Here is an 11,396-nt window from a genome sequence, read left to right on the forward strand (position 1 = left end):
CGCGTGAGACAGCTTAGGATCTATGTTCTCTCGATGGAGCGGGCGTTGAGGTTTAAGAACTCATTGGTGAAGGCGCCGTTATGAAACTTGAGCCTCCAGCGGTTGGGAGCAAGGAACCTGCATTCGGCCCCGATCGATTTGAGCACGCCCATTTCTCCTATGCCTACGAGTATTAACCCAAGCCAGATACCTACGGCTATAAACCCAAGCCAGGATGCGGAGCCGGTCACGTACGTTATCCGCTGCATCGCCTGAGTCTTCAAAAGAACGGGTAGCAGGATGGCCGCGAACATCACTATGCTGCCGATCGTCTCCATGGTTTTGAAGACGTTTAGTCTCCTGGCACAGGGCCTGCACAATCTCATGGGAAGTTTCCTTGATCCGAGACCTTCCATGAGGAGCCCCTTGATCCCCTTCTTGACCTTGAGGCTGAACTCCACGATACCCTCGGCACCTTTCAGGTCGGTACCGCAGTAAGGGCATATCTCGGGCCAATTCAATTCGAGCTTGTTAACCTTTACGATGGATTGTTGCATGGTTCAACCTCCTCATGGCGATAAACTGCCTGCCTTGTCTTCAAGGGGTGTGCATCCTCATCCGGCATGAACAGTATGCATCCCACATAGGACACGGTATTCTTCCCATTATGATAGGGTATCTCGCATCTTCTCACTAACTCGGCCACATCGATCCCGTACGATTCGACCGACGCGTAAGCCCGATCGGGGTAAGGGCATGGCGATCCATTGACGGCCGAACAAGTCGGGCACTGTGTGCAAGGACCGGCGCCGAGCGCAAGTACATCTTTCATGGCGTAGGTGGCAGTGAACAATCTTTTTATCCTGCTTAAGACCCGATCATGCTCGACAAAGGCGGCTCGCATGCCCTTGCGGTCAAGGGAATGGGAAAGCGTGTGGACGGTCTGGAAAACGAGGCCGCATGTATATCGGGCGGCCTTTGCCTTGAGTTCTTCAAAAGCGCCCACCGCGGGTGGACACATCCAGTTCTTTCCATAGTGGCCACACTTGTTCTGCTCGCAGAGGCGCCGAAATTCTCTCGAGTAGCTAAGGGTCGATGTGTCAAACAGGGCTGCGCGGACGGCCCCGCATTGTCTTGCTTGGTCTATGAGACGATCGGGGGATATTGACACAGGGCTATCCTTATCTTGCGCGTACATAACCTTATCACAGTCAAAGCCAAAATAAAACATGTACATCTCAACAATTCTCCCCCGCAAGGCGTGATCGCGGCCCAAGAATTCTTAAGAAATGTGTGGCGAGGATTTCGGTTTACGGGTTATCCTGAAACAAGAAATGAGGAAAGAGGCTAAATCCCTTCTCGCCTTCCCTGTGCTTGCTGCCCTGTTTACCTTATCCATGTTTTATAGGGTTACGAATGCCGTAATGGCCCCGGATCTCACGCGGGAGTTCAATCTTGATCCGCAGGGGTTGGGTCTGCTCGGGAGCGCCTTTTTCTATGTGTTCGCCGTTCTTCAAATACCCATGGGCATCCTCCTCGATCGCGTGGGGCCCCGAAGGGTCATATGCTTCTTTTCTCTGGTGGGGGCGGCCGGTGCATTACTTTTTGCATGCGCCGGCAGTTTCTCCGTGGCACTTGCAGGGAGAGCGCTTATCGGCGCGGGTATGGCGTCGGCGCTTATGGGTGCCCTAAAGGTTTTTGCCACGGGCTATTCTCCGCAACGTTTTTCCACACTCTCAGGCTCGCTCATGTCCATCGGGACCCTGGGTAATTTTCTCGCCACCACGCCGCTCGTCTATGTGAACTCTCTGATCGGGTGGAGAGTCACGTTTGTCGTGTGCGCGCTCATAACGGCTATGCTGGCGCTCGTCAGCCTCTTCGTCATAAACGATACGAACGCGTCAACCGAGGAGCATGGGCGGCAGGCACCCTCCGCTCAACGCCCGACGAGCGTGCTCAAGACCTCACACCAGGTTCTCGCCAGTCTTTCCTTCTGGCAGATAGGCGCCATAGCATTCTTTCGATATGGCACGTTTGTGGCCTTGCAGGGTATCTGGTTTGGTCCTTATTTGATGTTTATCAAGGGCTTCAACGCGATCACAACCGGCAATATTCTGATGATGCTCGCCTTTGGCATGATCATGGGCTCACCCGTAGCGGGCTATCTTGCCGACCGGGTTTTCCGCGCGACCAAGCCAGTGGCGCTCGCTGGTATCGGCTGCTATGCGCTCTGTCTTGTCCCGCTTACGGGGATTATGAGGATTCAAAGTCCCGTGGCTTATTCAGTACTCTTTCTTCTCATCGGGTTCGCGAGCGGCTTCGGCATGCTTGCCTACTCGCATATTAAAGAGCTCTTTCCCCTCACCATGTCCGGTACGGTCATCGCCGGGATCAATTTCTTCGTTATGGTCGGGGGCGCCCTCTTCATGCAGATCATTGGCGTCATTATCTCGCTCGCGAGCGGGGCCCGCAAGGACTATCCACCTGAGGCTTACCACCTGGCGTTTCTTGTATGCTTTGTGGGAATGACGGCGAGCCTCATATTCTACGGTTTCTCAAAACAGAAATATAACCGCCCGGAAACTAAGCTGCAATCGGACGAACTGTGACGGCCCGGAGCAAAAAGCGCGCTCAGGGTGCAGAGGCCAGATCGGTTATACCGAAGACATGGCGGCCCGACAGACGCACGAGCACGCCTTTGTACAGTGGATCCGAGCCGACAAGCGTTGCAGCCTCCTCACTTTTCACAATGCGAGGGGCACCGCCTTTTTCTTTAAGATATGCCGCGTACCTGTTAAAGGTGTCGGCTGCTTCTTTGTCTGATCCATCGAGAATCACGAACATCTTTACCGGCCGTCCGGCAAGCACGGCCTCGGCCGTCAGTCCCTTTTTGAAGAAGGCATATCCGAGGACGCTCTGTGCCGTATATTTTTCCGTGTGCGGGAGCACGCCGGGAAATTTGATAAGGTCGAGCTCCCGCGGTGTGGCGGACCCACCGGGGAGCCTCCTGGCGATAGCCTCGGCGCAGGCTAAAAAATCAGCCCGATCGGGATTGTCACCGGACGCTGCCAGGTGCACGAAATAGAGATCTTTATAGAACATGAGCTGGGAATCGTCGATAAAGCCTTCCGCACCGATATTCACTGTTTCCGAATCGGGGTCCCGATAGTAAGAGTATACGCCGAAGGCGTCGATAGGCGATCCCATTCTGAAGATGTCCGCTTGAAGAGCGACCTTCGGGTTGTCCATCTTCTTATAAAGGACCGATTCAAGCCCTGAGAAACCATAAGGCATATAGAGCTCTGCTTCGCCGTCAATGTGAGTATAGAGGTTCTCCCTGGTGTATCGATTTACGTTTCCGTCTACGGTCCACCCTTTGGCAAAGCCCGCGAGCGACGGTGTGCTCTCAACGGGCTCTCCGGCGGCAAAGAGAACGCAAGGCGCGCTCATAATACAACAGATAATGGCGAAAAGCGTGAGAAGAGGAATAGGGGTCCTAATGCGCATGATATCCACCGCACCTAGATGAAGAGGCTACGGGCTTTTTCCATCTTTTGCGCGATGTCGATGCCGTGCACACAGCGGGCGACACACTCGCCACAATTCAAGCACGTAAGGGCCGATTGCCTTTTCGGAACTTCGCGGTACGTTTCCTGAGCGAGGTCCATGTTCCGGTAACCTTCCGCATACATGAGCGAGCGGTTGATCACGCTTATGGACACATCGTTAGGACAGGTCGGTTCGCAGCGTCCGCAAAGGTGGCAATAATAGGGGCTAATGGCGTTGGAGTAATGCTCGAGAATTCGCTCGTCGGCGCGGGTCAGTTGCATACCCATGACGGAGGTGGCTTCGGCAAGCATCTCAGTGTCCTTGATACCGGGGATCGCGCAGGTCACGTTCAAATTTTGGAGCACCCATTTGAGCGCCGCCTGATGCGGACTCACAGCGCCGAACATATCCGTCTTGTACCCGCCCGCCTGCGTCTTCATAGCAACAACGCCGATTCCGGCTTTTGCGGCCCTGGCGATGGCTTCTCCGATATCGGGGGAGCTCTTGAAATTGTACCCCACGAGTACCGTATCGAAGAATTTTTCTTTGTCATCGACCACCGCGTTCACCACCTCGGCCTGATTCGTGTGGGTCGTCACACCGAAGAACCGGACTTTGCCTTGGGTGCGCAGTTCAGTGAAGGCCTCGCGGACCTCGGGGATGAATGCCCGGCCCGGACTCGTGAGGCCGTGGAGTTGGATCACATCTATATGATCCGTGCCGAGTTTGGCAAGGCTTGTTTCCACGTCATTTATAACCTGTTTCCTGGATGTGGATGTGCTCCTTACTTTGGTCGCGATAAAGAGACGGTCGCGGATGCCCTTGATGGCCCTGCCCACCGTCTCTTCGTTTCTGCCACCCATGTATTTTCTCGCTGTGTCCACATAGTTGATCCCCAGGTCAAATGCGGCCCTCATGACCTCGTGCTCAGGTGTGAGCATAGCGCCGAAACTGACAACCGTAACCTTGAGGCCCGTTCGTCCAAGCGTGCGAAAGGCAAGGGGTGGCGCACCCTGACTCTGTCCTTCGGCCGCTTTCAAGACGCTGGAAAGACCGCTTAAGCCCACCGCAGCAGTCGTGGCGCCCGCCACACTGATCTTCAGGAACTCTCTGCGGTTGATGGTTTTGTTCTCGCCCTCTGTACCCATATTCTCACCTCGTAGAGCAATGGTTTCCAATCATTATACTACAGAAGGGAAAAGAAAGAGAGGCCGTTGCCGGTTAACCGTGTTCGGCACTCAATTTCATCCCATTTCTTTTGTCCAAGGCGTATCGTTAAAGCTTTCAAATAATTTCTCAAGTCCCAACCGGTAACGGATCGCCGTCGGGACACAAAGAACCATCGAAAACATTTGCGCTAAGGTAAGTTACAAGCAATATGTCACAATGATACTGAGGTATAACTTATTGTCTTCACTAATCATTGGGTGTTCTACAATAGCATGACAGATGTCACGTTTTTCAGTTGACAAAAGTCACACTCGCTAATAGACTTACCTTTATCGTATAAGTGTATACGTATAAACATTAAGGTTCGCTCCCTATGTAGAGGAGGCGTGGTGAAACGGTGCGAGAGCAACCAGAAAAGTGGTGTGAAACAGCCATTGCACCGGTAGCCGAACAGGTATCAAAAATAGCCGGCCGCTTTTCCCGACCTTTCGGCTTCAACACGATTTGTCAAGACGTTTGTACTCCATGTCGAATGGACCAGTAGATCCAGATTTGGAAGGTGCGCACGAAAAATTTCCTTGACAAAACCATCATTGTCGACCGCCCCCGGCCCTGTGCGGTTTCCCGGTGCGGCGTTATTTATCCAAGAAAAGGAGGTGAAGGTTCAACTAAGAGATATCTCTGGTTTTAGGAAGGGTCCGTGTTTTTTAACCAAAATGTGATGCATCAAGGAGGCATGCAATGCGAGTCAGAGAAAAAATAAGCATTTTTGTGTTTGCTGCACTCATAATGTGTACAGTCGGTACCGGTGTTGGATTCGGGGCTGTCACCTGCCCGGGTATCGCAGGCCTTTCGTTTACAGACCTTGAGTTTGGCAAACCTGTAACGTTTACATCGGTCACGTTAAATGCTGCTACCAGCACACTGCCGGAGTTATGCTACGTTCAGGGCACTATCTACCCGAGCATTAACTTTATCCTGAAGATTCCCACGACAACCTACAACAATCGCTTCATCTTTCTCGGATCCGGAGGCACTGCCGGCTCGCTCAATGCGAACGGCGAGGCACCCTACCTGAACATGGGGTTTGCAGCCGTCATCACTGACACAGGCCACGACATGAGCAAGGGGAGCACCGGCTGGGCAGTCCCGCAAAACGCGGCTACAGACCAGCTGGTCAAGGACTATGCCTACAGGGCAAACCACGAGGTGGCGAACCTGGTAAAGAAAATCATCAATGCTTACAAAGGCGCCTATCCCCAGTACTCATATTGGGACGGCTGCTCCAACGGCGGCCGCGAGGGCTTTATCGAGGCCCAGAGGTATCCCGAAGATTTCAACGGCTACCTTATCGGCTCCCCTCCCCAGGATCTCGTGGTGAACATGATGGGATTCATGTGGAAAGCTCAGTACGGAGCGAGCGTACCGGGAAGCAAGCTCTGCCTACAGGCCCAGTACGTGTACGACAAGTGTGACAAGAGAGATGGCCTTGTTGACGGGCTCATCGAGAACCCAGCCACCTGCCGCTTTGACCCCATGACCGATCTTCCTGCCTGCCCGAACGACGTGGATGCGTCTAACTGCTGGACACTCGCCCAGAGACAGGCGATCGCGCAGATGTATCTCGCACCTCATACTTCCTCGGGGTACTATTTTGGCATACCCTTTGAGCCGGGCGCCGAGGTCTGCACGACCCCAGGAAACCCGAATACGAGCGGCTGGGGCGGCGGCCTGGGATTTCTGGCAGGAGGCGCTGCCGGACCACTTGGCCAGGCTACGGTCAGAGACCTTTTCTTGAGAAACCCGAGCTTTGACATGACAAAGTGGAACTGGGATACCGACCCCTTTACCGCGATGGCGAGACCCGAGGTGGGTTGGATGAGGGCGGATGACCCCAACCTGTGGGCGGTAAAGAAACGGGGAGCAAAGATCATCGGCACCTTCGGCTATTCAGAGGTGACCGATCCCCTCGGAGAATACGAATACTACAAGACAGTGATTCGTGAAATGGGCGGTTTGGACAGGGTGGATGACTTCTATAAACTCTATTTCATCCCCGGCATGTTCCACTGTGGTGGCGGAATAGGCTGCTACTCGGCCGACTATCTTACGCCGCTCATGAACTGGGTAGAAAAGGACATTGAGCCTGCGGCGATCATAGGTTCCCGCCCGGTTTCTGCCTATCGGCCCGCTATAACGAGACCCATCTGCCCGTATCCACAAGAAGCCCGCTATTTAGGTACCGGCAACACGAACGACGCGGCCAACTTCCTCTGCGCTACGCCGATCAAGGCCAAGGTCAAAATTGAACCGGAGGTCGTAAACCTGAGCAAAGGTACATTCACCGCCTTCATTACCTTGCCGTGGCGCTATAACCTGAAAATCGCAGATATCCAGGGCGTGGCGTGCGAAGGGGCCGGCGTGGTAAAAGGCAGCATCTACCGGTTCGGCACCGGCTACATGGCGAAATTCAACACACAGGACCTCGTGGGTATCGCCGCGGGTAATAAGGTTTCGCTCAAAGTAACCTTGATAGCCGACTACCGCGGTAAGGAACTGTCTTTCGAAGGAAGCGACAAAGTAAACATCAAATGAAATGATACCGTCCTATAGGACAATGTAGGAATGAGGGGCAGGGCGCCCATATGACCCTGCCCCTCATTTTATCTCAATTTCTTCCCTGAAAATAGATTTCCATACACGTTTGCGTTGTGCATCGCTCGATATAAACGGTTCTAAAAGACACGTGCAGCGGCTTCAGTATGGGGAAGAGCGTCCGTACAATTTCGTATGCGCGGAAAGATCAGGTAAGCCGTTTTTTAAACCGCGAGGAACTGAGTAAAAGAATTACGACGCCCAGTGCGAAGAGCGAGAGTATCTGCGGCCAGAGGATGCCTATGCCGACCCCCTTGAGAAAGATGCCGCGTACCACCACGAGAAAATACCTCAAGGGATTGGCGTAGGTTATGTACTGGAATATGGCGGGCATATTCTCTATAGGGGTGACAAATCCGGAGAGCAGGATGGCGGGCTGAAAGAAGAGAAATGACGCCATGATCGATTGCTGGGGGGTCTTGGCTATGGTCGATATGAAAAGCCCTATGCCGAGCACGGGGAGAAGATAGATGATCGTGCAGAGAAAGAGAAATGGAAAGGCCCCTTTTATAGGCACATCAAACCAGAAGACACCCACAGCAGTGACCAGTGCCATATCGAAAAAGGCAATAATGGCGGGAGGGACGGTCTTACCCAGCATGAGCTCCACCGGCCGTATGGGGGTAACCATGAGCTGCTCCATGGTGCCCACCTCCCTTTCCCTGACCACCGACATGGAGGTGGAGATGAGGCAGGTAAGCATGATGATCGAGGCCACAACGCCAGGGATCATATAGTTCCTGCTCTTGAGATCGGGGTTATACCAGACACGGGTACGAAAGTCTATGTTTGAAAGCACGGGATGTATGGGGGCGGCGGCCTTTTCTTTGGCAAAGGCTGTCACAATTGCATTTACATAGCTCATGGCGATCAAAGCAGTGTTTGAATCGGTGCCGTCCACGATGACCTGTATTTGCGTGGGTATCTCTTTTTTCACATCCCTCGAAAATCCCCTGTTGATCTGGATGGCGCAGAGCGCCTTGCCTCTCTCGATGAGGTCTGCCATCTCCCGCGGTGAGGTGGGTCTGTAGATGATGTTGAAATATCCCGACGACGTGAGCTTCTGTGCTAACTCTCTGCTCTCGTATGATTGATCGAGATCGTAGAAAGCGGTGGATATGGAATTGACATCGAAGGTAGCCACGTAGCCGAAGAGGATGAGCTGGATGATGGGTGTGACCAAAAGAAAAAAGGCGGACCGGCGGTCTCTGAACATCTGTATGAATTCCTTGATCACGAGATGTTTTATCCTCTCCAGCATTTCAATCGATCCTCTTTTTGAATTTTCTTACGGCGAGAAAAAAGACGGCCATGGCATAGACCGTGAGCAGCATGGTCTCCCAAAAAAGGTGGGAGAGCGGTGCACCTTTCAGAAATATCCCTTTCAGAATAGTCACAAAATACCGTGCAGGGATGAGATATGTGATGATCTGTAGCGGCAGGGGCATATTGAATATGCTGAAGATAAAACCTGAAAGCAAGAAAGCCGGAAGAAAGGAGCTGAGCATCGCCATTTGGCTCGCTGATGTCTGGTTCCTGGCCGAAATAGAGATGAGAATGCCCATGCTTAAGCCGCCGAAGAGAAATATCGAAGAGAGAACAAGAAGCAGAGTGAGGCTGCCCCTTAAGGGCACCATGAATAGCTCCGTGCTCATGAGGATGGTAAAGACTGTGTCCGCAAAACCGACCACAAAATAGGGTACGAGCTTGCCCACAACGAGCTCAGCAGGTTTTATCGGCGTTGATATGAGCTGTTCCATGGTACCTCTGTCCCATTCCTTGGCCACGGTGAGTGAGGTGAGCAGCGCGATGATTACGGTCATGATCACGGCGATGAGCCCCGGGATGATGAAGTTTCTCGATTTCAATTCCGTGTTGTACCAGACGCGACTTCTGGAATCGATGCGGGGTGTGATCATGCCTCCCTGTATCCTCTGAGAGTACCCGAGCGTGATGGCGGAAATGTAACCCTGAGCGATATTAGCCGTATTGGAATTCGCCCCGTCGAGAATCACCTCGATGGTTGCCTTGCCTGACGTGCGCACATACTTCGAAAAATCGTGCGGTATGACGAGGGCTACCTTGGCCTTGCTGCGATCAAGAAAGCTATCGATTTCCTCGTACCGGTCAAGATACGCGATAACGCTGAAATAATGAGACTGGGTGAACTCGTTGACAAGCTCCCGGCTCAAGCTGCTTTTGTCCATATCGTAAACCACGGTAGTGATCCTGTCCACGTCAAAGGTGACGGCAAAGCCGTAGATGAAGAGGAGGACGAGCGGTAGCAAGAATGCCATGGCGAGGCTCATGGGATCGCGCTTTATCTGTATGAACTCTTTCTTTGCAATGGCCCTGGTCCGCGTAAGATTCATTTCAGGACGCCTCTATAAGGGTCACAAAGACATCTTCGAGCGAGGGCACGATTTTTTCGCGTCGCGTCCAATGGATACCCGAGGCTTCAAGCAATGTTTGAAGCCTCTGCACATCCTGCTCCGCCTTCTCAACGGTGATGTGGAGGGTGCTTCCGAAAATGGCCGCATCGATGGCGTTTTTCGACAGAACCTCCAGCGCTTCAACGGGTTGATCGGTCTGAAGCTCAAGCACGTCGTGTTTCATATAGGTGTGTCTCAACTCCGTGGGCGCTCCCTCTGCGATAATAGCGCCGCGATAGATAAGCGCGAGACGATCGCAGTAGTCGGCTTCGTCCATATAATGGGTTGTGACGAAGACGGTGGTTCCGGCCTCGGACATCTCATGGATAAGACGCCAGAAATTCCGTCTGGATATAGGGTCTACGCCGGAGGTCGGTTCATCGAGAAAGATAATGGAAGGCTCATGGAGGATGGCGCACCCAAGCGCGAGCCTCTGCTTGAATCCGCCGGCGAGCGTTCTCGTGGAGGTGTCCCTAAGGTCGGTAAGCTGCGCCATATCGAGGACCCACTCTTTCCGTTTCGTCATTTTTTCTCTGGGAACGTTATAGATACCGCCGAAGAAGTTTATGTTTTCTTCCACGGTAAGGCTGTCATAGAGCGAGAACTTCTGAGACATGTATCCAATGATTCTCTTGATGGCTTCAGGTTCTGTTAAGATGTCGAAGCCGCCCACGGTACCCATGCCTCCCGAGGGTGCGAGTAGTCCGCAGAGTATGCGGATCGTCGTGGATTTGCCTGCCCCGTTTGGTCCCAAGAAGCCGAATATCTCACCTTTCTTTACCGTAAGGTTTATGCTATCTACGGCCACAAAATCGCCAAAGGTACGACGCAGACGTTCTACCTGCACGGCAAATTCGGCTGATTCCCTGTCATTGATTTTGAGCCCTTTAGATGATCTCACCGGTCTGCCTTCTGTTTCTCCTGATTCTCAACCGTGGAAATAAAGACGTCCTCAAGGGACGGCAGGATTTCTCTGTGTCCCTCTACGGGAAACCCTTGAGAGTTAAGCCTATCGAGAACCAAACTTACGACATCCCTTTGTCTGACGGCAACGTGGAGCCGGTCGCCATAGGCGCTGATGGAGAGCACGCCCGGTATCGGGCTTATGATTTCTCCGGCTTGCCGCGGCCTGGTTGCGGATATCTCAATCATGAACACATCAAGAGATTTCTTGATGTTCTCCGGAGCGTCACTCAAAAGGATCTTTCCTCTGTGGATGAACGCTATCCTGGTGCACCGTTCAGCCTCGTCCAGGTAGGCGGTGGAGAGAAAGATTGTCACCTCTTCTTTCAGGAGGTCATAGAGTATCCGCCAGAAATCCCTTCGAGATACCGGATCTACCCCGCCTGTGGGCTCATCGAGAAACAGGATTTCGGGCGTGTGTACCAGCGCACAGCAAAGCCCGAGCTTCTGCTTCATTCCGCCCGAGAGGTTCCCCGCTAATCGACCTGTGAAAGGCGTGAGATTGCTAAACCCGAGGAGTCTTTCGTAACGGGCAGGTCTTTGTCTGCGCGGCACTCCATACAGGTCGGCATAGAAATCGATATTTTCTATCACGGTCAGGTCTTCGTAGAGACCGAACTTCTGTGACATGTATCCAATCTTCTCCTT

General features: G+C 53.0%; 10 protein-coding genes. 2 read left to right on the top strand and 8 right to left on the bottom strand.

Going from position 1 to position 11,396, the window contains the following annotated elements; genetic code table 11:
- Nucleotides 1-20: 20 nt before the first annotated feature.
- Both VMT62_01705 and VMT62_01710 read right to left on the bottom strand, forming a co-directional pair.
- Nucleotides 21-536: a hypothetical protein gene (locus tag VMT62_01705; GenBank protein HVN95119.1), complete on the bottom strand. Its 516-nt coding sequence runs from the start codon at nucleotides 534-536 to the stop codon at nucleotides 21-23.
- Nucleotides 518-1,150, bottom strand: a complete 633-nt coding sequence (locus tag VMT62_01710) for a DUF2284 domain-containing protein (protein ID HVN95120.1) — start codon at nucleotides 1,148-1,150, stop codon at nucleotides 518-520. The genes VMT62_01705 and VMT62_01710 overlap by 19 nt, the downstream gene beginning before the upstream one ends.
- 118 nt (nucleotides 1,151-1,268) lie before the next feature.
- On the opposite strand from VMT62_01710, the gene VMT62_01715 reads away from it, so the two are divergent.
- Nucleotides 1,269-2,588 carry an MFS transporter gene (locus tag VMT62_01715; GenBank protein ID HVN95121.1) on the top strand — a complete coding sequence of 440 codons (1,320 nt, stop codon included), beginning with the start codon at nucleotides 1,269-1,271 and terminating at the stop codon, nucleotides 2,586-2,588.
- A gap of 22 nt (nucleotides 2,589-2,610) precedes the next feature.
- Here the strand turns inward: VMT62_01715 and VMT62_01720 are convergent, their stop codons facing one another.
- Entirely contained in the window at nucleotides 2,611-3,486 is an 876-nt protein-coding gene (locus tag VMT62_01720; GenBank protein ID HVN95122.1) for a DUF6599 family protein, read from the bottom strand.
- A 14-nt stretch (nucleotides 3,487-3,500) separates the two neighbouring features.
- Nucleotides 3,501-4,676 (bottom strand): aldo/keto reductase, encoded by a 1,176-nt coding sequence (locus VMT62_01725; protein HVN95123.1) that lies wholly within the window; start codon nucleotides 4,674-4,676, stop codon nucleotides 3,501-3,503.
- 763 nt (nucleotides 4,677-5,439) lie between these two features.
- On the opposite strand from VMT62_01725, the gene VMT62_01730 reads away from it, so the two are divergent.
- Nucleotides 5,440-7,293: a tannase/feruloyl esterase family alpha/beta hydrolase gene (locus tag VMT62_01730; GenBank protein HVN95124.1), complete on the top strand. Its 1,854-nt coding sequence runs from the start codon at nucleotides 5,440-5,442 to the stop codon at nucleotides 7,291-7,293.
- A 208-nt stretch (nucleotides 7,294-7,501) separates the two neighbouring features.
- Here the strand turns inward: VMT62_01730 and VMT62_01735 are convergent, their stop codons facing one another.
- The 4 genes from VMT62_01735 to VMT62_01750 form a co-directional block, all read right to left on the bottom strand.
- Nucleotides 7,502-8,614, bottom strand: a complete 1,113-nt coding sequence (locus tag VMT62_01735) for an ABC transporter permease (GenBank protein HVN95125.1) — start codon at nucleotides 8,612-8,614, stop codon at nucleotides 7,502-7,504.
- Between the two features lies 1 nt (nucleotide 8,615).
- A complete protein-coding gene (locus VMT62_01740; protein ID HVN95126.1) occupies nucleotides 8,616-9,725 on the bottom strand; it encodes an ABC transporter permease in 1,110 nt (369 codons plus the stop codon).
- 1 nt (nucleotide 9,726) lies between these two features.
- A complete protein-coding gene (locus VMT62_01745; GenBank protein HVN95127.1) occupies nucleotides 9,727-10,686 on the bottom strand; it encodes an ABC transporter ATP-binding protein in 960 nt (319 codons plus the stop codon).
- On the bottom strand, nucleotides 10,683-11,396 hold a 714-nt coding region (locus VMT62_01750; GenBank protein ID HVN95128.1), incomplete at its 5' end, for an ABC transporter ATP-binding protein. The genes VMT62_01750 and VMT62_01745, both read right to left, overlap by 4 nt.

It is taken from the genome of Syntrophorhabdaceae bacterium, assembly GCA_035541755.1.
Classification (GTDB): Bacteria; Desulfobacterota; Syntrophorhabdia; order Syntrophorhabdales; family Syntrophorhabdaceae; genus PNOF01.

What these genes read in the sequence shown, in the direction of transcription:
- VMT62_01720 (HVN95122.1), bottom strand. Translation starts at nt 3,486, where the DNA reads ATGCGCATTAGGACCCCTATTCCTCTTCTCACGCTTTTCGCCATTATC.
- VMT62_01740 (HVN95126.1), bottom strand. Translation starts at nt 9,725, where the DNA reads ATGAATCTTACGCGGACCAGGGCCATTGCAAAGAAAGAGTTCATACAG.
- VMT62_01705 (HVN95119.1), bottom strand. Translation starts at nt 536, where the DNA reads ATGCAACAATCCATCGTAAAGGTTAACAAGCTCGAATTGAATTGGCCC.
- VMT62_01725 (HVN95123.1), bottom strand. Translation starts at nt 4,676, where the DNA reads ATGGGTACAGAGGGCGAGAACAAAACCATCAACCGCAGAGAGTTCCTG.
- VMT62_01715 (HVN95121.1), top strand. Translation starts at nt 1,269, where the DNA reads ATGTGTGGCGAGGATTTCGGTTTACGGGTTATCCTGAAACAAGAAATG.
- VMT62_01735 (HVN95125.1), bottom strand. Translation starts at nt 8,614, where the DNA reads ATGCTGGAGAGGATAAAACATCTCGTGATCAAGGAATTCATACAGATG.
- VMT62_01730 (HVN95124.1), top strand. Translation starts at nt 5,440, where the DNA reads ATGCGAGTCAGAGAAAAAATAAGCATTTTTGTGTTTGCTGCACTCATA.